Source organism: Mesorhizobium sp. B2-5-13 (assembly GCF_006440535.1).
Classification (GTDB): domain Bacteria; phylum Pseudomonadota; class Alphaproteobacteria; order Rhizobiales; family Rhizobiaceae; genus Mesorhizobium; species Mesorhizobium salmacidum.
The window spans coordinates 238944-264760 of sequence record NZ_VFUI01000001.1 but is presented as its reverse complement, the minus strand read 5'-3'; the positions used below and the strand labels follow the sequence as shown (position 1 = coordinate 264760).

Genomic DNA, 25817 nt, shown 5'->3' with positions numbered 1-25817 from the left:
CGACCATGAGCAAATCCAACACCATCCTCTATCTCGACGGCGTCTCGGTCTCCTTCGACGGCTTTCGCGCCATCAACAATCTGTCGCTGGTGCTCGACAAGGGCGAGATGCGCGCCATCATCGGCCCCAACGGCGCCGGAAAGACGACGATGATGGACATCGTCACCGGCAAGACGAGGCCGGATGAAGGCGAAGTGTTCTTCGACGGCCAGGTGGACCTCACCAGGCATGACGAAGCCGAGATCGCCATGATGGGCATCGGCCGCAAATTCCAGAAGCCGACCGTCTTCGAAAGCCACACGATCGAAGAAAACCTGATGCTGGCGCTGAAGGGGCCGCGTTCGATCTTCCCGGCGCTGTTCCACCGCCAATCGGCCGCCGAGGCGCGGCAGATCGATGACATCCTTGGTATTATTCGGTTAGGCGACAAGCGCCGCGAGCTCGCCGCCAATCTCAGCCACGGCCAGAAGCAGTGGCTCGAGATCGGCATGCTGCTGGCGCAAGACCCGAAACTGCTTCTGGTCGACGAGCCGGTCGCCGGCATGACCGATGCCGAAACCGAGGAAACCGCACGGCTGCTCAGGGATATCGCCCGCGACCACTCGGTCATTGTCGTCGAGCACGACATGAATTTCGTCCGCGAGCTCGGCGTGAAGGTCACCTGCCTGCATGAAGGCTCGGTGCTCTCGGAAGGGACGCTCGATTTCGTCTCGGCCGACGAGCGCGTCGTCGAAGTCTATCTGGGGAGATGAATATGGTCTGGCGGGTGCAATTCCATCACTTCGACATGTCGTTTCTTCGCTTCTGGAGAAGGCGCTGACATGCTCGAAGTTTCCAATGCCACGCTCCATTACGGCGCCGCCCAGGCGCTGCGCGGCGTGTCGCTGAAGGCGGGTGCGGGCAAGATCACCTGCGTGCTCGGCCGCAACGGCGTCGGCAAGACAAGTTTGATGAGATCGATCGTCGGCCATCACCGGCTGACGAGCGGAAGTGTTGCCTTCGAGGGGAAGGCGCTCGACCGGAGCGCGGCGTATGACCGCGCCCGGTCGGGCATCGCATTCGTGCCGCAGGGCAGGGAGATCTTTCCGCTGCTCAGCGTGCGGGAAAATCTCGAATCCGGTTTCGCGCCCTTGAGGCGCGCCGACCGCAACGTGCCGGCGCACGTCTTCGAACTGTTTCCGGTGCTGAAGCAGATGCTTGGCCGCCGTGGCGGAGATCTTTCCGGCGGTCAACAGCAGCAGTTGGCCATCGGCAGGGCGCTGGTGATGCGGCCGAAGCTGCTAGTGCTCGACGAGCCGACCGAAGGCATCCAGCCCTCTGTTATCAAGGATATCGGCCGCGCCATACGCTACCTGCGCGACCAAGCCGGCATCGCGGTACTTCTGGTCGAACAGTATCTGGACTTCTGCCGAGAACTCGCCGACGAGGTCAACATCATGGACCGCGGCCAGATCGTCCACACCGGCCCAGCGGAAGATTTGGACCGGGCTGATGTTCGCAAATTCCTTACGGTCTAGAATCGGCGCTGAACTTCATTTGAAGATTTGAAGTCCTTGGCAAGTCCAATATTTCTTCCGTCCATCATCTGCGTCTCTGGCACACGCAATATCGCATGCTAGTCTTTTCCAGGCTTTGTGAGTCGGCCGCTTCCGTATCAGTCTGGTATCGCAGATCGAGGCGCGGCGAAGGTTCTGCAAGTTCCGCGCAAGCAAGGCTTCCTAGCTTCCCGATCTGATTGTCGTTCAAACGCGTTTGGGCACACAGGCTAAGGGACAGCCATGGAACGTTACGTCGAGGACTACCAGAAGCGGCGGCTTACCGAACGCGTCGACATCATCGCCGCCATCAACATCCTGAGATCACAGGGCTGCGATTACGACGATCTGATCGAGGAGATCACCAAGGTCTTCTATGTCGACCTCGATGCCTTCAATGAAATCGTCATGGCGGCCTAAGGGCAGCCTTCGCTATCCAACAATCACAGCCTCACCATGCGCGTGATCAGCTCACGCGTCGGAAGGGAGAGGCGGTCACGCGGTTGCGGCCTCCGCGCTTGGCATCGTAGAGCGCCTTGTCGGCGGCGTTGAGCACCTTGTCGAAGCTGAGCCCTTCTTTGCTGCCAAAGGCAAACCCGGCGCTGACCGTGCAGGTGAGCAAACCGCTTTCGGTTTCTATCAGCCGCGTCGCGAATACGGCCCGGATTCGCTCTGCCGATTGCTCGACCGTTTCCGGCAGAGTGCGTTTCAGCACCAGTGCGAATTCTTCGCCGCCCATGCGCGCGGCGACGTCGGTGTGGCGAAGATTGCCGGCGAGTTCCCTGGCGAACACCCTCAGCACCTCATCGCCCGCCGCGTGACCGAATTCGTCGTTGATGGCCTTGAAGTTGTCGAGGTCGAAGACGACCACCGCGGTAAAGGCACCGACCGGGACGTCGCCGTGCATGTCGAACAGAGCGCGCCGGTTGAGCAGGCCGGTCAAGGGATCCGTCAGGGCGTTGCGGTGGTGGTACCTCGCCAGGCGCCCCTGGTTAAGGGCAAGCGAAAGCGCGCCGATGCCTGTCATGCTGGCGATAACCACGATGAGGCTGAGCTCCTCGGCCCAGTTGCTTGGTGCGTGTCCCAGAACCAGTTTGCCATCCCAGGCAAGAACCATGGCGCAGAGCGCGAAGGATGTGGCCGTGGCCGAATAGAGCGCGGTGATGCCGATCGTCAGGGCGGGTGCCTCATCGCGGCCTCGCCAATATTCGAATGCCGTGGCGAACAGCAGCAAGGCGGCGAGCATGTTCTCGAACATGAAGTCGAGGCCATCATAGCCCAAAGCCATGGGAGGCAACGCAATCGCCAACGAAACGCAACCCCACAGCGCCCGCGGCAACGGCGAGCCGCCGGTTCGGAACTGATAGGCGGCACCCAGCATGGCCGAAAAGCCGATCAGCAGGAACGCTGAAGTGGCGATGCCGAGCAGACGCCCGGGCATGTCGATATAGGCGTCATAGATGAAAATATCGCCGACCACGAACACCAGGCTGATTGCCCATGTCAGCAGGAATTTTTCCGAGCGGGCGGTCAGCCACATGCCGAACAATGTCAGGCTGAGGCAGGCGGCGGAGAACCCGACGGCCAGTAGGAGTGAAGTGTAGTCGAGCGACATGCCCCTCTTTCCCTGCCGGCGGCGGTTCCAGCTCTGCGGCCTGGCGTCGGCGCATTCATGCGGCAAGGAAGTGTCAATAAGGTTACGACGGGCCGAGAATGCCAGGATTTCTGGGTGTCAGAGAATTGCCACCGCCAACAGCATGAGGATGCCGACCCCCATCATCAGCAAGCCCGGCCAATCTTGCGAGAGGCCTAGGAAACGAAGGCCACGCCGGGGTGGCTCAAGCGTCGGACCTGTCGAGCCCGCAGGCGCCGAGCCGCCGCTCAATTGGCCGCGCCTGATGGCTGCGCCCGCCATGTACACAAGGCCGGCTATGGTCAGCAACGCTCCGATGAGGATGATAGCCATCTCTCCTCGCTTTTGCCCAATGCCCCGGGCCATGGAAACCGGCTCTTGGCTAGATAGGCAAAACGGTCAAGATGCCCCGCGGGTTCCGAACACGCAGCAACACCCGACCTCGAAGCCTCGTCAAAAGACATGGCCGCGGTGCAAGCTTGCCATTTTAATCGGCCACACGCTTCATCAGCGCCATCGCCCCGAACGGCGCACGCACCTTGCCCTCGGTGATAAAGTAGACGAACACGTCGCGCGGCTGAACCGGGGCGTCGGTGGCAGGGTCGGCGCGGCGCAGATCGGACGGCTGCTCGCCTTTCGCCCAAATCTTTGCCCGCGCCGCCCATTCGTCGAGGCCCTTTGGCGTGTAGCAATCGGGATTGTCGTCGCTGCCGGTCTGCAGCCGCGCATAGACGAAATCGCCGGTGATATCGGCGATATCGGGATATTTGGCATGGTCGGCATAGACGATCGCCGCCTTGTATTTGCGCGCGAGCGCGGCGAATTCCGGCACGATGAAGCTGTCGTTGCGGACTTCGAGCGCGTGGCGCAGCGGGACGCCGTCCTGCTTTTCCGGCAGCAGCTTCAGAAACGCTTCGAAATCGTCCGGATCGAACTTCTTCGTCGGCGCGAACTGCCACAGGATCGGCCCGAGCTTGTCGCCGAGCGCGGCAACGCCGGAACCCAGGAAACGCATCATCGATTCACCGGCTTCACCGAGAACGCGCCTGTTGGTGACGAAGCGGTTGCCTTTCAGCGAATAGACGAAACCGTCCGGCGCCTCGTTGGCCCATTTGACGAAGGTCGGCTCCTTGAAGCTCGAATAATAGGTGCCGTTGACCTCGATGCTCGGCACCTGCCGTGTGGCATATTGCAGTTGCTTCGCCTTCGACAGTTTTTCGGGATAGAAGGACGTGTCCCAGGGCTCGAAGGTCCAGCCGCCCATGCCTGCGCGGATTGTTCCCGATGTGCTCATTGTCGTCCTCCCGGATTTCTAAAAGCGATCAGACCGCGGTGGGCCTGTCGATGGGTTTGGCCATGTCGACCAGTATCCACCCTGGCCGGTAGGGATTGGGCCGGCGACCCGTTTCACGGTAGCCATAGGCGGCGTAGAGCGCGATATTCCGTTCCATCTTGGCGTTGGTGTAGAGCCGCACCTCCGGCAAACCCCACAGACGCGCCTGTTCATCCGCGTGATTGAGCAGTGCTATGCCGAGTTTTTTGCCCTGAAAAGCAGGGGAGACGGCGACGCTGAAGATCATGGCGTGGTCTTCGTGTCGTTCAAGGACAATAAGCCCGGCGGGATCATTGCTGCTCTCAAGTAGCCAGACCTCGCCGCGCTCGATACGGGGCGCATAATCCTCGGTAACGGGGATCGGTGGCGCGTCGAGTATGGCGTTGTAGGGAGCATAGGCCGCTTGCGTCAGCGTCACGATCGCGGCGAGATCTTCTGGGCCAGCGAGCCTCATGATTGATCCATTCCGGCAGCGGCCGCTATCACCTTTTCCATGCCAGCGGCAATTGCGGCGACGGCATCGCGGCTGGCGTCACGGAGATCGTGGCGTTCGGCGATCCAATGGACGTCAGTGTAGGAAAGCCAGACCTTGCCTTCTTCATCCTCCCAGGCCAGCGCCTTCACCGGCAGGTCGATGCCGGCAAGCTGTTGGTCCTGCATCAGCGGTGTGCCGCCCTTCGGGTTGCCGAAAATCAGAAGCTCCGTCGGCCGCAGCGCGGTGCCGACATCGCGCGCGCCGGCTTGGTGATCGATGCGCGCGAACACAAGCAGTCCCGCGCGCTTGACCACCTCAGCTAGGCGGTCGATGGTTTCGGTCACGCCAAAGCGGCTCTGGACCGTGATGAGACCATCCTCTGTCATCACTCCGCCGCTTCGCGCTTGCCTCCAGGGCGCCGCTCCAGAAGCTCCTTGAGGAACTGGCCGGTGTAGCTGCGCTTCTCGCGCACGATGGCTTCCGGAGTGCCGGAGGCGACCAGTTCGCCGCCGCCATCACCGCCTTCGGGCCCGAGGTCGAGCACCCAGTCGGCGGTTTTTATCACTTCGAGATTGTGCTCGATGACGACCACGGTGTTGCCCTGGTCGACCAGTTCGTGCAGCACTTCCAACAATTTGGCGACATCGTGGAAGTGCAGGCCGGTGGTCGGCTCATCGAGGATGTAGAGCGTCTTGCCGGTTGCCTTGCGCGACAGTTCTTTGGCCAGCTTGATGCGCTGCGCCTCGCCGCCGGACAGCGTCGTCGCCTGCTGGCCGATGTGGATGTAGCCCAGCCCGACCTGCTTCAGTGTCTCCAGCTTGTCGCGCACGCCAGGCACGGCGGCGAAGAAGTCGACGCCTTCCTCGACGGTCATGTCGAGCACGTCGGCGATCGACTTGCCCTTGAACAGGACGTCGAGCGTCTCTCTGTTGTAGCGCTTGCCGTGGCAGACGTCGCAGGTGACGTAGACGTCGGGCAAAAAGTGCATCTCGATCTTGATGACACCGTCGCCCTGGCAGGCCTCGCAGCGGCCGCCCTTGACGTTGAAGGAGAAACGTCCCGGCTGATAGCCGCGCGCCTTCGCTTCGGGAAGACCCGCGAACCAGTCACGGATCGGCGTGAAGGCGCCGGTGTAGGTGGCGGGGTTCGAACGCGGGGTCCGCCCAATCGGCGACTGGTCTATGTCGATGACCTTGTCGAGGAATTCCAGCCCCTCGATGCGGTCATGCTCGGCCGGATGCTCGCGCGAGCCCATGATGCGGCGCGAGGCCGCCTTGAACAGTGTCTCGATCAGGAAGGTCGACTTGCCGCCGCCGGACACGCCGGTGACGGCGGTGAACGTGCCGAGCGGGATTTCGGCGGTGACGTTCTTCAGATTGTTGCCGCGCGCGCCGACGATCTTCAGCCGCCGGTTCTTCTTGGCTTCGCGGCGCACGCCAGGCGTTGCCACTTCGAGTGCGCCCGACAGATATTTGCCGGTGATCGAATTGGGGTTGGCCATCACCTGCTGGGGCGTGCCCTGGGCGATGATCTCGCCGCCATGGATGCCAGCGGCGGGGCCCATATCGACGACATAGTCGGCATGCAGGATGGCGTCCTCGTCATGCTCGACGACGATCACCGTGTTGCCGATGTCGCGCAGATGCTTGAGCGTGTCGAGCAGCCGCGTGTTGTCGCGCTGGTGCAGGCCGATCGACGGCTCGTCCAGCACATAAAGCACACCGGTCAGCCCAGAGCCGATCTGCGAGGCCAGCCGGATGCGCTGGCTTTCGCCGCCCGACAGCGTGCCGGAATTGCGCGACAAAGTGAGATAATCGAGCCCGACATCGTTGAGGAAGCGCAGGCGCTCGCGGATTTCCTTCAACACGCGGACAGCGATCTCGTTCTGCTTGTCGTTGAGCTGCGCCGGCAGGTCGGTGAACCATTTGTCGGCGTTGCGGATCGACTGTTCCGTCACCTCGCCAATGTGCTTGCCGGCAATTTTCACCGCCAGCGCTTCGGGCTTCAGCCGGTAGCCCTTGCAGACCGGGCAGGGCGTCGCCGACATGAAGCGCTCGATTTCTTCGCGCATCCAGGCGGATTCGGTCTCTTTCCAACGCCGTTCGAGATTGGGGATGACGCCTTCAAAAGTCTTGGTGGTCTTGTAGGAACGCAGGCCGTCATCATACTGGAAGGTGATCTCGCGCTCGCCGGTGCCGCGCAGGATCGCCTCCTGCGCTTGCGCGGAAAGATCCTTGAACTTGTCGCCGAGCTTGAAGTCGTACGCCTTGCCCAACGCCTCGAGCGTCTGCGAGTAATAGGGCGAGGTCGATTTCGCCCATGGGCTGACGGCGCCGTCGCGCAGCGACACGTTTTCGTCGGGCACCACGAGGTTGGGGTCGATGGCGCGCTGGCTGCCGAGACCGTCACAGGTCGGGCAGGCGCCGAACGGGTTGTTGAAGGAGAACAGCCTGGGCTCGATTTCCGGAATGGTGAAGCCGGACACCGGGCAAGCGAACTTTTCCGAGAACAGGATGCGTTCATGCGTCTCGTTCTTCGACTTGTTGACCGAATCCTCGCCGGTCTGGCTGGCGTCGAGCGGCTTGTCGGCGAACTCGGCCACCGCCAGCCCTTCGGCCAGCTTCAGCGCCGTCTCGATGGAGTCGGCGAGACGCGTGGCAAGGTCGCCGCGCACGACGATGCGGTCGACGACAACGTCGATGTCGTGCTTGTATTTCTTGTCCAGCGCTGGAACGTCGGCGATTTCATAGAAGACGCCGTCGACCTTGACGCGCTGGAACCCTTTCTTCTGCAACTCCAGCAGTTCCTTGCGGTACTCGCCCTTGCGTCCGCGCACGATGGGCGCCAGCAGGAACAGGCGCGTGCCTTCCTCGACCGCGAGTACCCGGTCGACCATCTGGCTGACCGTCTGGCTCTCGATCGGCAGGCCGGTGGCCGGCGAATAGGGCACGCCGACACGGGCAAACAGAAGCCGCATATAGTCGTAGATTTCGGTGACGGTGCCGACCGTCGAACGCGGGTTCTTCGACGTGGTCTTCTGCTCGATGGAAATGGCCGGCGACAGGCCGTCGATCTGGTCGACGTCGGGCTTCTGCATCATTTCGAGGAATTGCCGTGCATAGGCCGAGAGGCTCTCGACATAGCGGCGCTGGCCTTCGGCATAGATGGTGTCGAAGGCCAGCGACGATTTGCCGGAGCCCGACAGGCCGGTCATGACGATCAGGCTGTCACGCGGCAGGTCGAGATCGACGTTCTTCAGATTGTGTTCGCGCGCCCCGCGAATGGAAAGGAATTTATGGTCGGCCATCGCCGGTCGCCGCCTCAGATCTGGAATTCGTGGGATTGGCGGGTTTTCCCAGCCATCCCCTATGTAGGTCTTTTTGCCGCCACGTCGAGAGACGCCACAACTCCCGACAGAAGTCGTTTAACCGTCTTTCGCGCGAAGGGGCAAGCGGAAAGAACAAAGGCCGAACATGCTCCTGACAAAACTGTGCGGAAACTGACCTCGACGTAACCTCCCGGTGATCACATTTTTCCGTAACCGGCTATTGATGGTTGACGCGGCCAACTCACGGGAGCAGTCTTCGGAAGTCAGCGAAGCTGGCCGTCTTTCGATGGCCTCGCCGCCCCAAGGCGGCCTGCGAGACGCCGCAGGCATTTGCGATTGCGCTTCGCCACGACGATGTCGCAACGGACACAGGAGCGGAGCATGACGCCACCGGATAGTCCCCCAGGGCTTCAGTTGTCACTGGAGCCGCGGCAGGCATAAGTGCCAGAGCAGGCGTTTGCGCCACCCGACAAACCGTGACCTGCCGTATCCGTCAAAATCAGAGACTATTGGTCGGATCGTCGGCTGAATGCCGCGAAGCATCCGAAATCAAACGCCGGCGGTACACTCCCGGCAAGTTTGGATTACGAATCCAACAAAAAGCCCCGTCCGTTTGCCCAAGGCACGGCGGGGCTGTTTTTGGGCGTGGGCTTGAGTTCGCAAGCCTCGACCTCGGCCTACCTTGGCGGCTTGATCCCGCCAACTCCGACATCGACCGTGATGCTGCCGGAAATCCTGACATCCGTATTGCCGATCTTGAACTGCCCATTGCCGCTGCTGGGGAACGCGTCGTCGGGTTCAGGCACCGGGGCCGGCTTGGCGATGCGATAGTCGCCAGCCACGCCGGGCAGGGCGCTCTTTTGCGCTGACGATGAAGCGTCGTCGGCAAATGCCGAACTGGACGCAAGGCCGACGATTGCGAGCACCATGGCGCCGGTGACACGGTGCGATGTTCTGGATCGATGAGTGTCGGTCATTCCTCTTTTATAGGGACCTGCCGCCACCGGAACCAGACCGATATCGTCAAATCTTCGACACCTAGCAGGATTTGATCTGGGCTCTGCCTCACGCCGCTTTCTTGCGGGTATCGAAAACATGGTCGACAATGCCCCATGCCTGGGCCTCGCGGGCAGTCATGAAATGGTCGCGGTCGAGCGTGCGTTCGACCTCTTCATAGCTGCGGCCGCAATGCTGGGCGTAGAGTTCGGTCATATGGCGTTTGGTCTGGCCGATGCGTTCGGCGTGCCGTTGGATGTCGGAAGCCTGGCCCTGGAAGCCGCCCAGCGGCTGATGCAGCAGGATGGTGGCGTTCGGCAGCGCGATGCGGCGCCCGGCCGAGCCTGCCATCAGCAGGAACGATCCCATCGATGCGGCAAAGCCCATGCACACGGTCGAGACCGGGCAGCTGATATATTGCATCGTGTCATAGATGGCGAAGCCGCTGGTCACCATTCCGCCCGGCGAGTTGATGTAGAGCGAGATCTCCTTCTCGGGATTGTCCGATTCCAGCGACAAAAGCTGCGCGCAGACCAGCGCCGAGACGTCGTCGTTGATCTCGCCGTTGATGAAGACGATGCGCTCGCGCAGCAGTCGCGAAAAAATGTCGAAGGCACGTTCGCCGCGGCTCGATTGCTCGATCACCATCGGCACAAGGCTGGCAACACCACTCATTTCTCTTCTCCGATTTCCGTGTTCAGGCCGCGCGCGGCAGCAGAAGGCGTGGTGTGTTCGCGGCAATAGGCTTTCCGGCCCCGCGCAGCGAAAGCCGGCAGCCGGCCCCCGCCATCGCAACAGCGGGCATCGCCTTGCGGGCAAAGCCGTCATGGACGATGCGCAGATGCGTGCCGCCGGAAATGGTACGGGCGAGTGTGAAGGTGACGGTGCTGTCGAGCGGTTGCGCCGCATCGTCGGACTGCTCCCGCCAGGAATAGCGCAGCAGGCGCTCGGGCTCGGCGTCGAGGATCTCGCATTCGATCGGCGCGTCAGGCCCGGCGAAGGCAAAGCGGCTGCCGGTCCGCGGACTGATGTCGTTCGGCATCATCCAGGCGGCGAGCAATTCCGGCACGGTCAGCGCCCGCCACACTTTTTCCGGCGGCTCGGCAACCTCGTATTCGAATTCGAGCGCCTCTGGAGCGATCTTGGTTTGGTTTGCGTCTTTCATTGATCGCCCGTCTTTCATTGATCGCCCGTCTTTCATTGATCCATGTCCTTCAAAACGGCCTTCAGTTTTTCAATGCGTTCCGGCCAGAACGTCCGATAGCGTTCAATCCAGGAGAGCAGCGGGGCAAGCCCCTGCGGATCGGCGCGATAATAGGCGTTGCGGCCGGCCCGCCGCTCGACCACCAGGCCAGCGCCGCGCAACACCGCCAGATGCTGGGAGACGGCCGGCTGCGACACCGTGAGGCCGCTGCGCAGTTCCGACACGCTCATCTCGCTCGCCGCGAGACGCTCGAAGACGGCGCGGCGCGTCGGGTCGGCCAAGGCGCGGAAAATCTCTGCTTCGATCATGACGAAAGCATAAGTCGATACTTATCGATTTGGCAAGCACTGTTTTGAGACCCATATGCAGCGTTCGGGCATTGCTGCCATTCCTTGACAATTGGGGGCAGTGCATATAGGAACGAAAAGGGAACAAAAACCTTGTGGGAAAAGCCAGCCTTGGCAGGCGGCCAATATCGGCAGCCTGTAAGGTGCTGCGACAAAAATTTGTTTCGGATGAGCGCGGAGAAATATCATGGCGGGTAGCGTCAATAAGGTCATTCTGGTCGGCAATCTCGGCGCGGACCCTGAAATCCGCCGCCTGAATTCGGGCGAGCCGGTCGTCAACATCCGCATCGCCACCTCGGAAAGCTGGCGCGACAAGAATTCCGGCGAGCGCAAGGAAAAGACCGAGTGGCACAATGTCGTCATCTTCAATGAGGGCATTGCCAAGGTGGCCGAGCAATATCTGAAGAAGGGCATGAAGGTTTATGTCGAGGGCCAGTTGCAGACGCGCAAATGGCAGGACCAGACCGGTGCCGACAAATATACGACCGAAGTCGTGCTGCAGAAATTCCGTGGCGAACTGCAGATGCTCGACGCGCGCGGCCAAGGTGAGGGCGGTCAGGTCGGCGGCTACAGCGGTGGCGGCAGCAGCCGTGGTTCCGATTTCGGCCAGTCGAGCCCGAACGAAGGTTTTAGCCGTGGCGGCGGTGGCGGCTCCAAAGGGGGCGGTGGCGGTGGCTCGTCGCGCGAGCTGGACGACGAGATACCGTTCTAGGATGCGGTAGTTGCCGCTTTGTAAACTATTCTGATCACCCTACGGGTATCGTTGGCGAATTACCTCATTACTGCGATTGGCCAGCGAGGGCGATTTCCTAAGCGAAAGTGCGGTATCTCGAAGTGTAAACTGAACGAGGGGTGAGCCGTTGCCTGCTCTCATCGCGGGCTGGTGGTGCGCGGCAAGGCAAGCGTCTGCGGAAGCCGCACATCATGAGGAAATGACTTTCATCGCTGCTGTGATCTAGCGGTCCCGTCCGAGCGTGACGACGGCGAGCGTTGAGCATATGGGGTAGCTTTCGACGCGAATGCGACGCCCCTGAATTTGAATGACGCTCTCACAAGCCGAGGTATCGCAGCGCCGCCGTTTGGTATTTGCGGTAGTCGACCGCCATCCGATCCCACGGCAGCACCTGTAGGCTTGATCGGGCTCGGCGAGGCCAGCGATGGGCCCAGGCGAGACCACCATACTCGAACATGCCTCAAGTGGCTTGACGAAAGAGCCGCTAGCCAGCGCCGATGAGGAGGACGATGTCGTCGTTAAGCAGGTAGCCACCACCCGTGGTCAGCTGCCCGGCACGGACCGAACATGGACCAATGCCGGAAATCGATTGGTCACGCAGGCTTATTCCAAGGCGAGCGGTTTCTCAGAAGATGCCCCTGCCGGCGCGAACGACATGGTGCGGTGATTCGCCAAACTGGCTGCCGGCGCGGCATCGCAGGGTCAAGGTCAACCTTCATTCCAGTTATCCACAGGTAAGTGAGGGTGCTGAATTCTTTGGAAACCTGTGCTCGGGAAGCGCACGCAGGCTTCCTGCAGATTTCAATCCTTGCCCTCGAATCCTTGCCGCAGAAAATAGTGTGCCAAAACAGGCATTTGTCCGCACAAGCCTCTCTTAGATCCCGATCGCTGGAGGCGCTTGCTCTTAAGTCCGGCACCGGCTCTCCTTCTGCGCGTGTCGTGCAGGAGAGAGCACATGGGAAGCAATCGGAATGAGGGATGGTGCATCAATCGGGGAAGTAAGGAGGATGCAGCCCGCCCCGCGGGTTGGTGCGAGAGTTGCGATTTCTCCTACACCCGAAATGAGCCGCGAGGGATGTGGTTGCGGATGGTGACGCTGCGACGGCTAAGCCAGTCCCGTCGGAAGAAGTCGCCATGATGTACGTGGAGAATCGGCCCTACCGGGTTGGCCAAATGAGACTTGCAACCGGCGAGCGCTTGCCCGCCGTCTATGATTCTGCGGGCATTCTCGCTCGGCACCCAAACCTGTATGGCGTGTTGGCGCTGAGGTCCAAGGAAGGGTCTGGGGGCACAATCGAAGCTGACCTCCGCGCGATTGTGATCGCGCTCAACTGGGCCGGCGCCCGCGGCATCGACTTGGAACAGCGGACATCGTCGTTGGCCATGCTCAACGTGCTCGAAATCGAGGACTTGCGCGACAGCCTTCGGGAGAACCTCCGGAAGCGCAAGAAGAAGGATGGTCAGGCAGCTGCGCCGGCCATTGTGCAGTCGAATACCTATCGCACCCGCTGCCGGATGGTCACGGAATATCTTGCCTGGCACGGCATGGCAGCCATCCAGCGCATTGACGTCGACAACCCGAAGCTGCCCGAAGCCCGACACCGCCTGGAGTTGTTCGAAAAGGCGATGCTGTCCGGCCTGCCGATCGCCAAAACTGGCGGGGAGCGGGAGGGAATCGGCGTGGAAGCGCAGAAACTGTTCCTCGACGCTATCACGCCTGGCCATTCCCTCAATCCCTTCCAGGCTGGTCACCAACACCGCAACCATGCCCTCTTGCTCCTCTATTACGAGACTAGCGCTAGGCGAGGCGAGGGACTGAAGCTGCTTGGAGAGGACCTTATGCTGGAGGGACCAGCGCCCTCTGTGTGGATCGTGCGGCGTCCGGACGACCCTAAGGATACGAGAGGATGTGAACCGCGCGTGAAGACGTTGGGGCGTATCGTTCCCATTAGTTTGGAATTAGCCCGAGTATTGAAGCTGTGGATCACAGGACACCGCAGCGACCCGGCCAGATACCCCGGCGCAAAACGGCACGGGTACGTCTTCGTCTCGCGGACGGGAGATCCGCTGGGGATCCGCACCGAAAACGGCATGTTCGACCTTCTGCGCAAGAGGGTCCCAGGACTTCCCCCTGAACTTACAACGCATGTGCTGCGCCACACCGGGAACGACAGATTCTCGGCGGCGGCGTCGAAGCTCGGCATGACGGAGGCCCAAGAAGAGCAGAGCCGGAACTACCATATGGGCTGGGTCAAACATTCCAAACAGGGCGCGCGCTACACCGTCAGGCACACGCGAAAGAGGGCAGCCGAGGTAATCGATGCTGTGCAACGCGATAGCGTTGGGCGGGCGCAGCAATGAAAGCCGTCGCGCGAAATACAAGGCAGGGCTTTCCCTCGCAAGGGATCATCGTCGACTTGGCGGGACATCCTGTGGATGCGACCGGGTGGAAATGGCCACTCAATGCCGTAGGAGGTAAGATAACGCTGAACTGGAAAAAGCTGCGTATCAAATCTGGAGATATCCTGTCAGCGACGGCCTTCTACATGGCGCGTCTTGTAAAATCGAAGTCGCCGGACCTGGTGAGTAGCACGTTCTCTGCCCTTTGCTTTCTCTCGCGGGCTCCGGCCGTAACAAAGGCAGTTTCAGAAGGAGGGGAGATACAGGCGTCGTTTTTCTCAGAACTTCGTCCTCATTTCTGCGACTCGGAGTGGCGACTGCATTTCGTACGGCATTGGTACTGCTCGTGCGCCGAACTGGGCTTCGATCCGTTCTCGATGGAAGCCGCCCTCGAACTCGACCGCAAGGTCGTCGGGGGAAATCGCAAAGGCCATGCCGTGCTTTCTCTCGATCCCGAGCAAGGACCACTCACCGACCTCGAGATTACGGCCTTGTTGAGCGGACTGAATGCAGCGAACGCCCATGGATGCCTTTCCCTCCAGGAAAGAGCGGCGCTCTGGCTTTGCGTCGCCTTCGGCTGCAATCCTCTCCAGATGGCGCTGCTTCGCGAGGAAGACCTGAAAGTGGTCGAGGCGGATGGTGTTCGCTTCGTGCAGCTTCGCGTACCTCGTATCAAAAAGCGGCACGGGTCGCCCCGTGCAGAGTTTCGGGAACGAAAGCTTACGTCAGAAATCGGCGACATTGTTTTGGAACTTGTCGCTGAAAACCGGCGCGGCAGAGAGCTGGGCGGCTGGCTGGGCGAACGGCATGCCTTTCCACTCTTCGTTCGGCGCCGCCCCCGTTCGGATGCGGGGGGGCCGCTTTGCGAGTACGCCATGCACATGTACTCGGCCGAAATTTCCGACCTTGTGGCAGCAGCAGACAAGCTAGGCGTCGTGTCGCCTCGAACAGGCAAGCCGCTCAAAATAGGTGTGCGTCGTCTCCGCTACACATTCGCCACCCGGCTGGTGCGAGAGGGGGCAAGCAGGCGCGAGGTAGCCGAAGCCCTGGATCACACGGACCTGCAAAACGTTCAGGTGTATTTCGATATCAAGTCGGACATCGTTGAGTCACTGGACAAGTCGATGGCGCTTTCGCTCGGTCGTGTGGCGCAAGCGTTCATGGGGAAGCTCGTAGCTTCCGAGAACGAAGCTGATCGCGGGGCCGACCCAACAAGCCTGATTGTGATACAGGACCGGCTTTCAGGCGATTCTGACGGCGTGGGCAACTGTGGAAACTACTCGTTCTGTGGATTGCTTGCGCCGATCGCCTGCTACACCTGCTGCGACTTCCAGCCCTGGATGGACGGTCCGCACCACTGCTTGCTCGATGATCTTTTGCGAGATCGGGAGCGCAAGTCGAAATCCGGTCAGGACGGGCGCATGGTCACTTTGCATGACCGCACCATTCTGGCGGTTGCCGATGTAATCGCGCGTATAGAGGATGCGCGAAAAGGGGCGCCTGCATGAGCGTGCAAACGCTCCCTTCGGCGCGCTTGCGCAACGCTCGCGCCAATCTTTTAGCCATGGTGGAAAAAGCGAAGTCGATCACTACGTTTACCGAATCTCCGTTCGAGTCCCCAGTCTGGGTTGTGTCCGCCTCAAAGCGCAACAGAGCATCCAGCGCCAATGTGAATGGGGATCGACTATATTTTACCGACTCCAAGCCCGGATGCAGGGGCATAGACGGACGTGTCGATCTTCGTGAGCCGATCGCGAGCTTGATAAAAGCTGCGGTCAGGCTTCGCGAGGACGATAATCCTCGAATTCTGAATGATCATATGGAATTAATTAGAGCGGGGCGTTTCCTGCAAGAGGCAGCAAAAGGGATCAACTATGACCCAGCGCTGTTCCTCCCGGACCACTTCGTCGCTGCCGCGGCTGCCAGTCGCAAGAAGGATGCCGAGAGCACTGCGTACAACATAGGCAAAAAGCTCGTCGAACTCGCCGACTGGACGAACCGCTATAATCTGGCAAAAGTCCGCATTGACTTCTCCAATCCAAACCGCCGTCCGAACGACCATTCGATGCGCGTGGGTCCCGAGGCCGAGGCTCGCCGAATCAAGAAGCTGCCCAGCGATGCTGCCCTCGGTGCGCTCCCGATCCTTGCAAATATGGTAACGGAGGACATCGATGTGCTCCGCATGCGCACAGTCGAGTTGCTCGGCTGCGGTGGCTGGCGCATCAATGAGCTGCTGACCATTGCGGCGGACTGCGAGGTGGAAGAGGCTGCGTTCAGGCAGGGGAAGCCTGTCTTGGACGATCAAGGCAAACCTGTCGTTCGCTACGGCATCCGCTATTTCGCAGAGAAGATAGGTTCCCCGAGGATCAAGTGGATACCCACCCCACTCGTGTCTGTCGCTCGAAGAGCAATTGCGGACATCCGCCGTATCACCCAACCCGTGCGCGACGATCTGATGTGGATGAAGCAGCATCCTGGCCGGATCAATGTTCCGGGGCTAAGCGGCAATCCGGGCGACCTGATTTCCTTGTCGCGGCTCGCCTGCTTCCTTGGCTTGTACCCTGGTACGGGAAGGAGTTGGTGCCGGACGTGGGGTGTTGAAATACGTGAGTTGGGCCAGCGCGAATCCGGCGTAAGGAGTGGTGACGTCGCCGACGCGATCAAGCGTCGGTGGCCCGACGTACCTAAGCTTGATGAATACATGTTCCTCATTTTGCAAAATGCCACGCACGCGATACGGCCATCGATTCCCGGAAGTATCAGGTTCCTTACTGATCAGATGATTTCCCATTTTCTTTGCGGACATGCCGGAGTGCCGTCGATCTTCGAACAGTACGGCTTTACGGAACCTGACGGAACGCCAATCAGGGTCACAACGCACCAGTTCCGACATTGGCTAAATACGCTGGCACAAGAGGGTGGGATGAGCCAGATGGAAATTGCGCGCTGGTCAGGGAGGAAGGATGACGCCGAGAACGATTTCTACGACCATGTGTCGGGGATGCATCTCGCCAAGAAGGCACGCGAGCTCATCGAAGCCGGTAGCATACGCGGGCCGCTCGCCACCGCATCTGCCGGATTGCCACCCAAGGATCGCCAGCAGTTCCTCCAAACCCATCTCGCGACGGCGCATGTAACCGATCTCGGAATGTGCGTGCACGATTGGAGCCTTACTCCGTGCCTGATTCACGGAGATTGCTCGGACTGTGATGATACCATCGTAGTGAAGGGCAACGAAAAGCAATTTCGGAACGCCAAAGCGCTGTTCGACGAAACGACGCTACTGTTGGCCAAGGCAAAATCGGAGGTCGCAGCCGAGACCTATGGGGCGGGCCGGTGGGAAGCAGCCCACGAGCGCACGCTTGACGGGCTCGCCCGTATCCTCGGCATCCATCAGGATGCATCAATCCCAGACGGAACGTTGGTGCACTTAGGAAAGATGGCGACAAACACGGTTCCAGTACGGGGCCGCGAAGCGCGTGCCTAGGATCGTGAGAAAGCGCCCGCAAAAGAAGAATCCGCGCAAACGAATTGACGGTGAAGCAGTTGAGCGCATATGTGCTTTGATCCGCTCTTGGCCGTCCTCACCGTTGACGTGGGAAGCATTGGTCGAAGCCATTGCTCAGAGCGAACGCAGTGAGTGGACCCGCCAAGGTCTTTCAAACCACGAAGATATCGGCGATGCCTACCGGACTCGGAAGGTCGACCTCAGGAACGGCCCGAAGCCCGTTCGGGATCCAGAGGTTGTAATTCTAAAGCGGCAGGCTGAAGAGAAAGAGACTGCTATCAGCAAACTCGAGGCCAAACTGGCGCACTATGAAGAACGGCAGATCATCATGATGCGAAACGCCGTTGTCAGGGGCATCACACTCGAAGAGTTGGAACGTCCTCTGCCGCCGATAGATCGGACGAGCATTTGATGGCTAGCATTCGTTGGGATTCAGACTGCCAAGGCATCGGATTCGACGACTTCGCGGCTTCACGTCCGAGGTGACAGACCTCACGATTAGGTGGGCTCGATCAACCTGGTCGAACTCGATCAGTTGGCCGTGGCATTTCTCCTGCCGAACTGGAGATGCCCTATTGAGAGGCTATCGATCAAGTGTGGCGATCAGGTCTGTGTGCCGCCTAGCGCCGCCGCCACGCCGCGAAACCGATCAATCGCCGTCTGAAGGCTTTCGACGATTTCCGCCGCAACCTCGTCCGGCGGCGGCAATAGGTCTGGGTCGTCGAGCGTATCGTCCTTCAGCCAGAAGATGTCGAGGTTGACCTTGTCGCGGGCGAGCAGGGTTTCCAAGGGGAAGCGACGGAAGCGCTCGGCTTCCTCCCGCTCTCGTCGGCGCCCGCTTCTGTAGGATTCGATGAAGTCCAAGAGGTCGCCCTTTGTCATGGGCCGCTCTTTCAACGTGAAGCGTTTGTTCGTGCGGAGATCGTAGATCCAGAGGTCCTTCGTTGCGGCCGTCTCCGAGGGCGGCTTCTTGTCGAAGAACAGCACGTTTGCCTTCACCCCCTGCTTGTAGAAAATGCCCGTCGGCAGGCGCAGCAGCGTGTGGAAATCGAAGTTCCGCAACAGCCGTCGCCGGATGGTCTCGCCGGCTCCACTCTCAAATAGGACATTGTCCGGAAGCACGACCGCGGCTTCGCCCTCAGGCGCGAGCACCGTCATGATGTGCTGGAGAAAATTCAGCTGCTTGTTCGACGTCGTAACGAAGAAGTCCTGGCGATCGTAGTCCTCGCGTTCGCTGTCGATCTCACCGTCATCGCGGACGATCCGGTAGCTTTGCTTCCTGCCAAAGGGCGGGTTCGTCAGGACGATGTCGTAGCTCTTGCCGCCAGCGCCGAGCAGCGCATCCTTTGCCTCCACGATGGAATCGACGCCGATAATACCATGCAGATAGAGGTTCATCGCCGCCAGGCGAACGACCTCCGGGACGATGTCGACGCCGGAAAACTTGTTCTTCAATGCCGAATAGACTGCGCGGTCACGGGCCTTCGGGTTTTCCTTCATATGTTCCCAGGCGGCCAGCAGGAATCCTGCCGTGCCGCAAGCGGGATCATGGACCGTCTGATCTGGTTGCGGATCGACGACCTCGACCATCGCCTCGATTACGGAGCGCGGCGTGAAGTACTGCCCCGCGCCGGATTTCACGTCCTCGGCATTGCGTGCGAGGAGTCCCTCGTAGATGTCGCCTTTAACGTCGACCGGCAGGCCAAGCCAAACCTCACTGTCGATGAGCCCAACCAGGCGCCGCAATTTGGCGGGATCCTGGATTTCGTTCTGGGCCTTCAGGAAGATGGCGCCGATTATGCCGCCCTGCTTCGACAGCGTTTCGAGAAGGCGCGTATAGTGCAGCGATAGCGCCTCGCCGGTGAGATCCTTGATGTCGGACCAGCGCGCGCCATCCGGAAGCATGGACGCCTCGCCGATCTGCGTCACTCGCTCCTCGTCCATCTTGAGGAACAGCAGATAGGAGATCTGGCTGATATAGGCTTGGTAGGAAACTCCCTGGTCACGCAGCACATGCGCGAAATTCCAGACCTTTGCGACGAGGGTTTGAGCGTTCATCGAATCCTCGCCTTGATCCTGTCGAGCAAATGTTCCCAGAGCATCTCGGCAGCCCTGTCAGCGTCGACAGGCTCCTCGCGGCTGCCGTCCATCATGCGCAGCATGCCGCCGGATTTCAGCATCAGTCCCTCGTCCGTGACCTCGACGCCAAACCATTCATTCATGGAGTTGCGAGGCGCCGAGGTGTCGGTGCTGAAGCAGATCTGGTCTCGACCGAAATGCCCGCCACCGTGATATACGGATCCTCCGGCTACCTCCGATCCATTCAGAAATATGCGAACGGCGAAGGACTGCGCGTCTATACGGACGCGCCGGACGGTGATTTGCGAGTTCTCGGCTTCCAGCTCGGCCGCATTTACCTCGAACATAGCCCAAATGCGTTCGAAGGAGGTTTCAAGAAAATCGTGCTTGTCGAGGTCGGTAAACGTCCTCGGCAATCGGATGCCCGATCGACGAGGCGTCGGGATTTGGGGAGGTTCTTTAGGGGCGGGCTCTGGTTCCTGGGTTGTCTCCAAGGCTACCGACGTCCCGAGCGCCGACCTGATGCCTTTAACGACATCGACCCATGCAGCATCGCGATCGGGCCAAAGGGAAACCGCCTTGGCGTCGGTTGGCAGCAACAGAAAGCGAGAAAAAGGCAGCCCCTCAAAGTGGCACGGTCGGCAGATGATTGATACCGCTCGGGCTTTCTTTGCCTGGTGGCGTTCGAGCGCTCGAGTCATCTCCCGGGCATAGCAATATTCGGACGCGACAAAGTCGGCGCTGATCAGCATGAGGATCAGGTCTGCGCCTTCGAGATGTTCCGAAATGGTGTCGTCGAGATGATCGCCTGGAGTGATCCGGCGGTCATGCCAGACCGACAGCAATCCTTGGCGGCGTAGCGGGGAGAGGTGCGTCTCAAGTTCCTGTCTGAAGGCTTCGTCGCGATGCGTGTAGGATATGAATGCCGTTGCCAAATCAGGCGCCTTTCCGAGGCCGGCCGCGGGATTTGCGGGCGGCGGCGGGTTGAGTGGACGCGAGACGCGCGAGCATTGCCGTCGCCGGCTCGTCGTCTGGATCCTGTGGCACAAGACGCCCTTCGAAGCCAGCCTTCAGGATGGATTGTTTCAAATGCGTTGCGTCTGCGGCTTCGGCGTCGAGGACGGCGACTGTATCGGAATAAGCTGAAAGGGCGTCATGGACGCGGCGGATGATTTCGGTTGCCTCGGCGGGAGATGGCAAAGCCACCATTACCTCGCGGATGTTGTCAAGATTCAGACCCGGTTTACCAGCACCGTAGGCCGCCGAGATGAGCTGTGACTTTCCTGCTCCTTCGGCCTGAAGCCAGAGAAGTACGAATTCCGAGGTCTCTGCCACCAATAGACGCAGGAGAGCGATATGCTGGTTTACATAGGCCTCAGGCAAGTCTTGGTTGACTCTCGCGCTCACCGTGACATTGGCACCGGTGATGGTCACGAGGACGTCGTCCCGCTTGATCAGCGTTCGCAGGCCCTCCGCCTTTTCGGGAAGCTGGACGAAGGCTGCGTCAGTGAGGTCGAGCTTGCCGGAATTGATGTTTTGGGCGCGGACAAATATTGCCCCAGTATCAGCGTAGAACTCCTTCCAACCCCGCGAACCGCTTGTAACGAACTCTGTCAGGTCTCCGATAGTTGCCCAAGTCCAGCCTGCCGGAAGCGCTGGCAGAATACTCTTGTCAATTGGACCGGCATTGACCGAGCGGCGTCCTCGCGCTTTCCCAGACATGGCCGCGCGTTCAGCATTGATGCGGGCGAGGAGGCCGTGGCCAGTTTCGGCGACAGCGTTGGCGGCACGCCAATTTGCCGTCAGCTCTCCGGTCACGGCTGACTTGAGCAGGGCGCGGCGGAAGGATTCGAGCCCATCGTGGGCATCCGCCAGCGCTACTTCCCCTTCCGCGATCTCCGCGAATAATTCGTCGATACGGGTGACGATGCGTCGTTGCTCTGGAAGCGGAGGAACAGGCATCAGGGAACGACGGAGGTAGTCAACAGGCACGCGAAGCTGGCCCGCGGAGCCGCTCATATGTCGCTGAGCCTGTTGACGGAATCGACGGCTAACTAGCCAGTACCAGAGATAGCGTTGACCGATGGATTTCGGACGCAGCACGTGGAATTCGGTCGAGCCTGCGCCGAATTGGCTCGGTAGTCCCGAAACTGGCGCGACTTTTCCGTTCTCCATGCAAGGCGTGATCTTGGCGAAGATCACGTCTCCCTCCATAAAGCGAACATACCCTTTCGCGACATCTTTCGCGGGCCGTCGCTGATCCAAAGCAATGCGGCCAGTCTCTTCCGAGACGGCCGCCATCGGAACGAAAGCGAGTTCTTCTTTGTCCGGGGTACCTTGGAACGCAGTTGGAGGGTTTACTAGTGCAACCGCTTCAAGCGGCGCCCAGACCCACCCCTCCGGCAGTTCCCAGGGTCCCTCGACGGGTTCCTGCCATTCCCCCCACGCCGTCACTGCCTCCATTATGCCACCAGCACTTCCGTCAGTTCATCGAGCACGTCTGGCAGCCTAGCGCCAAACAGGCCCCGCGCTCGCACGATTCCACCCCTGGCGGCAAACTCGGGCGCGTCCGTCATGTCCTCGGGCCGGATTTCGATGTTCACGGCGAGGTGATCGCGGATGGCAGCCAACCATGCCCTCTGCTCCTCGGAGTAGACCCGCCCAGCTTTCTCCTCACGCCCAAGCCAGAGATTGAACCGTCCGGCGGTCACGGAGGGGAGGGGTTCCAAGGAATCATTCTGCCCGAGCGCGTAGCGGACGAGCATGACGATGTCGGCCAGAGTCCCGGCAGGATTGCCGCGCACCTTGTCGGCGGCGATGCGCTTGTAGGCGCGCCAGATGTCGACCGGCTCCAGCAACCATGGCGGCCGCTTCAGCGCTTCGCGCAAATCGTCTACGGCCTCGTAGGTCAGCCGCTTCCGCGCATAGGGGAGACGGTAGAGGATTTGGAGGGCGGCAAGTTCGTCGTGCCGTTCGTCCAGGAACCGTCGAAACCTTTCGACCGTGTCGGTGGCGCGTTTCTCATCCCACCCCGAAGACACCACGGCGTCCGTGGAAATCGTGTCTATCCGGATATCCGCCGCGGCCTTCACGTCCTTCAGCAGCTTGCGCAGCGTCGGGTCGTCGAATATCTCCACTGCCTTATCCTTGGCCGCCTCCCGCGCCTCGCGCTGCTCTAGTTCCGGCGCGTCCTGGCCCACTCGGGCTGCAAGCGCATCCGGGTCGACGGCATCGAGCAGGCGCGCGGCCAGGCCCGCAAGATCCACGCCGCCGGTGGCCTTGGCGATTGCGGCGCGATCCTTGTCGCCAATCCTTCTGTCGAGAGCGGCCAGACGGGCCGCAAGGGTTGCGAAGGCGTCGTCGTCCCGCCGTCCGGCAGCGATCTCGTCGATCAGGCGATCAAATCCTATGACCCGGTCACGCTCGAGAGGCTGCGACACCGTCTTCAGGCTCTCGGAAACGCCGACGGCATCTACCAACACGAAGCGCGTCTTAGCATCAGCGTCGGGGGTTACTTCACGCAGTTTCTCCGGGGAAATCGTGCGCGCGCCACGTCCCTTCATCTGCTCGAAATAAAGCTCCGAGCGGACATCGCGCAGGAAGATTAGCGCCTCGATGGGTTTGATGTCTGTTCCCGTGGCGATCATGTCGACGGTGACCGCGATGCGCGGGTTGTAGTCGTTGCGGAAGGCACGGATCAGCTGTTCGGGATCGGCGCCGTCGGTCTTGTAGGTGATCTTCTTCGCGAAATCGTTCCCCTTGCCGAACACCTCCCGCACCAGCCCAACGATCTCCTCTGCGTGGTGGTCGTCCTTGGCGAAGATCAGTGTTTTCGGAACCTCGCGGCGGCCGGGGAACAGCTCGGTGAAGAGGGTGTCGCGAAAGGATTCGAGAACCGTGCGGATCTGGTTCGGAACCAGGACAGTGTGGTCGATCTGGTCCGGCGTGTAGGCAAAATCTTCCGACAGGGTCTCGTAGCGCTCGGCTCGCGTTCGCTTATCGCGAACCGGAAGGTCATAGCCCGCCTTCACGGTCGAGCCGCGTTCGCCGATTTCCGTCCGTATGCGGAAGATTTCGAAGCCAACATTGACGCCGTCGACCACCGACCGCTCGTAGGGATATTGAGCCACGAGGTTTTTGTTAAAGAAGCCGAGCGTGTGAAGGGAGGGGGTCGCGGTGAGGCCGACCGTGAAGGCATCGAAGTATTCGAGCACTTGCCGCCACGTGCCATAGATCGACCGGTGGCATTCGTCGGTGATGACCAGGTCGAAGCTCTCGATCGGGATCGAGGGATTGTAGCTGATCAGCCGTTCAGTCGATGGGCCGGACTGCTCGAATGACGAAATCTCCTCGTCCTCTTCGGCAAGCTCCTTGCCGGTCAGCACTGAGTAGACGCGCTGAATAGTCGCGACCACCACTTGTGAATCCTTGTCCAGCCCCGCCGCGCCGAGTTTCTGGACGTTGTAGATCTCTGAGAAGGATCTGCCTGTTCCCGGCGGGCGGTAAGCGAGAAACTCGTCACGAGTCTGGCGGACAAGGTTCGCTCGGTCCGCCAGGAACAGGATGCGCCGGAAGCCGGAATGCGCCAGCAGCCGATAGCTCAACGTGCAGGCAGTGAATGTCTTCCCGGCGCCCGTGGCCATCTGGACGAGCGCCCGCGGCTTGTTCACCGCCAGCGACTGCTCAAGAGCAGCTACAGCGTCTACTTGGCAGGCACGCAACCCAGTTGGATCGACCCGTGGCATTGACTGCAGCCGGGCACGAAGTGTCGTGGTATCCTTGATCCAGCGTTCAAGTGTCTCCGGACGGTGGAACGAGAACACGATGCGTGATGTGGAATCCGGATCGGCGTGGTCCCTGAAGATCGTTTCCGAGGAGGAGGCAACATACTCGAAACGTACCTGTCCATCCGACCGCACCAGATGGCTTGGCGCGCCCGCCATGTAACGCGCCGCCTGCTCGGCGAAACCTGAAAGCGTTGATCCTTCAGGCTTGGCTTCCACGACGCCGCACAGGATTCGTCCTACGAACAGGGCATAATCGACGGGACCGCTAGCGGTCTGGAATTCCCGGACGGCGACGCCAAGGCCCGCTCCCAGGTTCATCTCGGCGCGGGTCTGCACCACCCACCCGCACAACAACAGACGCCGATCAATGTGGGATCGCGCCTTGTCTTCCGGATGGAAAGCCCCCTCGTTCATTTGCGCACACTATGATGTGCAACCGTTCGGCGAAAGCCTGATAAAACACGGCTTGCTGTTGCAGGTTGCAGACGACAAGTTTGAAGACTCCCTCCCAGGAGGGAGGCGTGGAAATCTCGATTGTGTTGGAAGGAGACCTCCGGAAGGTATGTCAGAGGCCGACCTTTCCGCATCGGCCGGAGTCGACCTCTTCCGGACGCTGGACCATTGCCTGAAACATCGAGGCAAAGCATCTTGTCGAAATGCAGAGCTCGGTTATCAATTCGATTCGGGACGCTTTTTCCCCTTATGGCTCGCTTGCTGCCTCTCTCTTGCCGAAACTGAGCAATGATAGCGACGGCTCGCATGATCTCGCGCATATCCTTCGAGTTTGGGGAAATGTGCAGGTGATTCAGGCTGAGGAGGGCGGGAACCTCGACGTTCTTATTGCTGCTTGTCTTCTTCACGATTGCGTTTCCGTCGAGAAGAATTCCCCACTCCGCTCGCAGGCATCCTGCCTAGCGGCGACACGTGCACACAGCCTGCTGCTTGATCAACACTGGGAACCTCATCAAATCGAAGCGGTGGGGCATGCGATTGAGGCGCACAGCTTCTCAGCACGAATAGAGCCGAGATCGCTAGAAGCGCGAATTCTTCAGGATGCCGACAGACTGGATGCAATAGGTGCTATAGGCGTTGCTCGCTGCTTTTATGTCAGTGGCCGACTGGGGCAAGCCTTCTATGACCTGTCCGACCCGGACGCGAAAGGCCGACCATATGATGACAGCCGATATGCGCTCGACCACTTCCACACAAAGCTCTTGAGTCTTGCTTCGGGTTTCAAAACGGTCACTGGGGTGCAGCTGGCTCGAATCCGTCACGACAAGATGCTTCGTTTCGTGGAGGAATTTCGGAAAGAGGCGGGGATCGTTTCGCATCGAGGCTTTGCTGCAATCTGACGGTCAACATTCCCCGAGTTCGCTGTTCCATTCTTCGTTGGCGGTGCTAGACAGATGAAACCAACGTTGGCGTGATCCCGCCAGATCGGTTCGTTCCGACCTTCTAT

At 60.4% G+C, this 25817-nt stretch carries 24 protein-coding genes; 10 read left to right on the top strand and 14 right to left on the bottom strand.

Features of this window, described 5'->3' with window-relative positions; all coding sequences use genetic code 11:
* Window positions 1–5: 5 nt before the first annotated feature.
* From urtD to FJ434_RS01365, 3 genes are all read left to right on the top strand, one after another.
* Entirely contained in the window at window positions 6–752 is a 747-nt protein-coding gene (gene urtD, locus FJ434_RS01375) for an urea ABC transporter ATP-binding protein UrtD (protein WP_140503703.1), read from the top strand.
* 69 nt (window positions 753–821) lie between these two features.
* Window positions 822–1517 carry an urea ABC transporter ATP-binding subunit UrtE gene (urtE, locus tag FJ434_RS01370; RefSeq protein WP_140750158.1) on the top strand — a complete coding sequence of 232 codons (696 nt, stop codon included), beginning with the start codon at window positions 822–824 and terminating at the stop codon, window positions 1515–1517.
* Between the two features lie 261 nt (window positions 1518–1778).
* Complete coding sequence (locus FJ434_RS01365) at window positions 1779–1955, top strand: hypothetical protein (RefSeq protein ID WP_084636783.1); 177 nt, start codon at window positions 1779–1781, stop codon at window positions 1953–1955.
* Between the two features lie 46 nt (window positions 1956–2001).
* On the opposite strand, the gene FJ434_RS01360 is transcribed toward FJ434_RS01365, so the two are convergent.
* From FJ434_RS01360 to FJ434_RS01315, 10 genes are all read right to left on the bottom strand, one after another.
* Window positions 2002–3150, bottom strand: coding sequence for a GGDEF domain-containing protein (locus FJ434_RS01360; RefSeq protein ID WP_140750160.1), 1149 nt, complete (start codon window positions 3148–3150; stop codon window positions 2002–2004).
* Between the two features lie 117 nt (window positions 3151–3267).
* Window positions 3268–3501 (bottom strand): hypothetical protein, encoded by a 234-nt coding sequence (locus FJ434_RS01355; protein ID WP_140503709.1) that lies wholly within the window; start codon window positions 3499–3501, stop codon window positions 3268–3270.
* A 154-nt stretch (window positions 3502–3655) separates the two neighbouring features.
* Window positions 3656–4462 (bottom strand): DUF72 domain-containing protein, encoded by an 807-nt coding sequence (locus FJ434_RS01350; RefSeq protein ID WP_140750162.1) that lies wholly within the window; start codon window positions 4460–4462, stop codon window positions 3656–3658.
* Window positions 4463–4490: 28 nt separating this feature from the next.
* Entirely contained in the window at window positions 4491–4955 is a 465-nt protein-coding gene (locus tag FJ434_RS01345; RefSeq protein WP_140750164.1) for a GNAT family N-acetyltransferase, read from the bottom strand.
* Window positions 4952–5362, bottom strand: a complete 411-nt coding sequence (locus tag FJ434_RS01340; protein WP_181166000.1) for a DUF302 domain-containing protein — start codon at window positions 5360–5362, stop codon at window positions 4952–4954. Before FJ434_RS01340 ends, FJ434_RS01345 begins: the two co-directional genes overlap by 4 nt.
* On the bottom strand, window positions 5362–8283 hold the full coding sequence (gene uvrA / locus FJ434_RS01335; protein ID WP_027144940.1) for an excinuclease ABC subunit UvrA: 2922 nt from the start codon (window positions 8281–8283) through the stop codon (window positions 5362–5364). The genes FJ434_RS01340 and uvrA overlap by 1 nt, the downstream gene beginning before the upstream one ends.
* 698 nt (window positions 8284–8981) lie before the next feature.
* The gene (locus FJ434_RS01330) at window positions 8982–9281 is read right to left on the bottom strand and encodes a hypothetical protein (protein ID WP_140750168.1); all 300 of its coding nucleotides are present in this window, start codon (window positions 9279–9281) and stop codon (window positions 8982–8984) included.
* An 88-nt stretch (window positions 9282–9369) separates the two neighbouring features.
* The gene (locus tag FJ434_RS01325; protein ID WP_140503719.1) at window positions 9370–9975 is read right to left on the bottom strand and encodes an ATP-dependent Clp protease proteolytic subunit; all 606 of its coding nucleotides are present in this window, start codon (window positions 9973–9975) and stop codon (window positions 9370–9372) included.
* Between the two features lie 22 nt (window positions 9976–9997).
* Entirely contained in the window at window positions 9998–10465 is a 468-nt protein-coding gene (locus FJ434_RS01320) for an SRPBCC domain-containing protein (RefSeq protein WP_140750170.1), read from the bottom strand.
* A 32-nt stretch (window positions 10466–10497) separates the two neighbouring features.
* Complete coding sequence (locus FJ434_RS01315) at window positions 10498–10812, bottom strand: metalloregulator ArsR/SmtB family transcription factor (RefSeq protein ID WP_140503724.1); 315 nt, start codon at window positions 10810–10812, stop codon at window positions 10498–10500.
* Between the two features lie 226 nt (window positions 10813–11038).
* On the opposite strand from FJ434_RS01315, the gene FJ434_RS01310 reads away from it, so the two are divergent.
* From FJ434_RS01310 to FJ434_RS01285, 6 genes are all read left to right on the top strand, one after another.
* A complete protein-coding gene (locus tag FJ434_RS01310) occupies window positions 11039–11563 on the top strand; it encodes a single-stranded DNA-binding protein (RefSeq protein WP_027144945.1) in 525 nt (174 codons plus the stop codon).
* A gap of 445 nt (window positions 11564–12008) precedes the next feature.
* Window positions 12009–12251 carry a hypothetical protein gene (locus FJ434_RS01305; protein ID WP_140750172.1) on the top strand — a complete coding sequence of 81 codons (243 nt, stop codon included), beginning with the start codon at window positions 12009–12011 and terminating at the stop codon, window positions 12249–12251.
* Between the two features lie 506 nt (window positions 12252–12757).
* Window positions 12758–13945, top strand: coding sequence for a tyrosine-type recombinase/integrase (locus tag FJ434_RS01300; RefSeq protein WP_181166001.1), 1188 nt, complete (start codon window positions 12758–12760; stop codon window positions 13943–13945).
* Window positions 13942–15492 (top strand): site-specific integrase, encoded by a 1551-nt coding sequence (locus FJ434_RS01295; RefSeq protein ID WP_140750176.1) that lies wholly within the window; start codon window positions 13942–13944, stop codon window positions 15490–15492. Before FJ434_RS01300 ends, FJ434_RS01295 begins: the two co-directional genes overlap by 4 nt.
* On the top strand, window positions 15489–17471 hold the full coding sequence (locus FJ434_RS01290; RefSeq protein ID WP_140750178.1) for a hypothetical protein: 1983 nt from the start codon (window positions 15489–15491) through the stop codon (window positions 17469–17471). The genes FJ434_RS01295 and FJ434_RS01290 overlap by 4 nt, the downstream gene beginning before the upstream one ends.
* Window positions 17472–17475: 4 nt before the next feature.
* On the top strand, window positions 17476–17904 hold the full coding sequence (locus tag FJ434_RS01285) for a hypothetical protein (RefSeq protein WP_140750180.1): 429 nt from the start codon (window positions 17476–17478) through the stop codon (window positions 17902–17904).
* Between the two features lie 191 nt (window positions 17905–18095).
* Here the strand turns inward: FJ434_RS01285 and FJ434_RS01280 are convergent, their stop codons facing one another.
* The 4 genes from FJ434_RS01280 to FJ434_RS01265 are packed head-to-tail and all read right to left on the bottom strand — an operon-like array spanning window position 18096 to window position 24772.
* Window positions 18096–19550 (bottom strand): class I SAM-dependent DNA methyltransferase, encoded by a 1455-nt coding sequence (locus tag FJ434_RS01280; protein ID WP_140750182.1) that lies wholly within the window; start codon window positions 19548–19550, stop codon window positions 18096–18098.
* Window positions 19547–20506 (bottom strand): toll/interleukin-1 receptor domain-containing protein, encoded by a 960-nt coding sequence (locus FJ434_RS01275; protein WP_181166002.1) that lies wholly within the window; start codon window positions 20504–20506, stop codon window positions 19547–19549. The genes FJ434_RS01280 and FJ434_RS01275 overlap by 4 nt, the downstream gene beginning before the upstream one ends.
* A gap of 1 nt (window position 20507) precedes the next feature.
* On the bottom strand, window positions 20508–22034 hold the full coding sequence (locus FJ434_RS01270; RefSeq protein WP_140750186.1) for a restriction endonuclease subunit S: 1527 nt from the start codon (window positions 22032–22034) through the stop codon (window positions 20508–20510).
* Window positions 22034–24772, bottom strand: a complete 2739-nt coding sequence (locus tag FJ434_RS01265; RefSeq protein WP_140750188.1) for a DEAD/DEAH box helicase family protein — start codon at window positions 24770–24772, stop codon at window positions 22034–22036. The genes FJ434_RS01270 and FJ434_RS01265 overlap by 1 nt, the downstream gene beginning before the upstream one ends.
* Window positions 24773–25014: 242 nt before the next feature.
* Between FJ434_RS01265 and FJ434_RS01260 the strand changes: the two genes are divergently transcribed.
* Entirely contained in the window at window positions 25015–25710 is a 696-nt protein-coding gene (locus FJ434_RS01260) for an HD domain-containing protein (protein ID WP_140750190.1), read from the top strand.
* Window positions 25711–25817 lie beyond the last annotated feature (107 nt).

Excerpts from the sequence above, each read along its gene's own strand:
- urtD (WP_140503703.1), top strand. The coding sequence starts at position 6 with ATGAGCAAATCCAACACCATCCTCTATCTCGACGGCGTCTCGGTCTCC.
- urtE (WP_140750158.1), top strand. The coding sequence starts at position 822 with ATGCTCGAAGTTTCCAATGCCACGCTCCATTACGGCGCCGCCCAGGCG.
- FJ434_RS01365 (WP_084636783.1), top strand. The coding sequence starts at position 1,779 with ATGGAACGTTACGTCGAGGACTACCAGAAGCGGCGGCTTACCGAACGC.
- FJ434_RS01360 (WP_140750160.1), bottom strand. The coding sequence starts at position 3,150 with ATGTCGCTCGACTACACTTCACTCCTACTGGCCGTCGGGTTCTCCGCC.
- FJ434_RS01355 (WP_140503709.1), bottom strand. The coding sequence starts at position 3,501 with ATGGCTATCATCCTCATCGGAGCGTTGCTGACCATAGCCGGCCTTGTG.
- FJ434_RS01350 (WP_140750162.1), bottom strand. The coding sequence starts at position 4,462 with ATGAGCACATCGGGAACAATCCGCGCAGGCATGGGCGGCTGGACCTTC.
- FJ434_RS01345 (WP_140750164.1), bottom strand. The coding sequence starts at position 4,955 with ATGAGGCTCGCTGGCCCAGAAGATCTCGCCGCGATCGTGACGCTGACG.
- FJ434_RS01340 (WP_181166000.1), bottom strand. The coding sequence starts at position 5,362 with ATGACAGAGGATGGTCTCATCACGGTCCAGAGCCGCTTTGGCGTGACC.
- uvrA (WP_027144940.1), bottom strand. The coding sequence starts at position 8,283 with ATGGCCGACCATAAATTCCTTTCCATTCGCGGGGCGCGCGAACACAAT.
- FJ434_RS01330 (WP_140750168.1), bottom strand. The coding sequence starts at position 9,281 with ATGACCGACACTCATCGATCCAGAACATCGCACCGTGTCACCGGCGCC.
- FJ434_RS01325 (WP_140503719.1), bottom strand. The coding sequence starts at position 9,975 with ATGAGTGGTGTTGCCAGCCTTGTGCCGATGGTGATCGAGCAATCGAGC.
- FJ434_RS01320 (WP_140750170.1), bottom strand. The coding sequence starts at position 10,465 with ATGAAAGACGCAAACCAAACCAAGATCGCTCCAGAGGCGCTCGAATTC.
- FJ434_RS01315 (WP_140503724.1), bottom strand. The coding sequence starts at position 10,812 with ATGATCGAAGCAGAGATTTTCCGCGCCTTGGCCGACCCGACGCGCCGC.
- FJ434_RS01310 (WP_027144945.1), top strand. The coding sequence starts at position 11,039 with ATGGCGGGTAGCGTCAATAAGGTCATTCTGGTCGGCAATCTCGGCGCG.
- FJ434_RS01305 (WP_140750172.1), top strand. The coding sequence starts at position 12,009 with ATGGGCCCAGGCGAGACCACCATACTCGAACATGCCTCAAGTGGCTTG.
- FJ434_RS01300 (WP_181166001.1), top strand. The coding sequence starts at position 12,758 with ATGAGACTTGCAACCGGCGAGCGCTTGCCCGCCGTCTATGATTCTGCG.
- FJ434_RS01295 (WP_140750176.1), top strand. The coding sequence starts at position 13,942 with ATGAAAGCCGTCGCGCGAAATACAAGGCAGGGCTTTCCCTCGCAAGGG.
- FJ434_RS01290 (WP_140750178.1), top strand. The coding sequence starts at position 15,489 with ATGAGCGTGCAAACGCTCCCTTCGGCGCGCTTGCGCAACGCTCGCGCC.
- FJ434_RS01280 (WP_140750182.1), bottom strand. The coding sequence starts at position 19,550 with ATGAACGCTCAAACCCTCGTCGCAAAGGTCTGGAATTTCGCGCATGTG.
- FJ434_RS01270 (WP_140750186.1), bottom strand. The coding sequence starts at position 22,034 with ATGGAGGCAGTGACGGCGTGGGGGGAATGGCAGGAACCCGTCGAGGGA.
- FJ434_RS01265 (WP_140750188.1), bottom strand. The coding sequence starts at position 24,772 with ATGAACGAGGGGGCTTTCCATCCGGAAGACAAGGCGCGATCCCACATT.
- FJ434_RS01260 (WP_140750190.1), top strand. The coding sequence starts at position 25,015 with ATGCAGAGCTCGGTTATCAATTCGATTCGGGACGCTTTTTCCCCTTAT.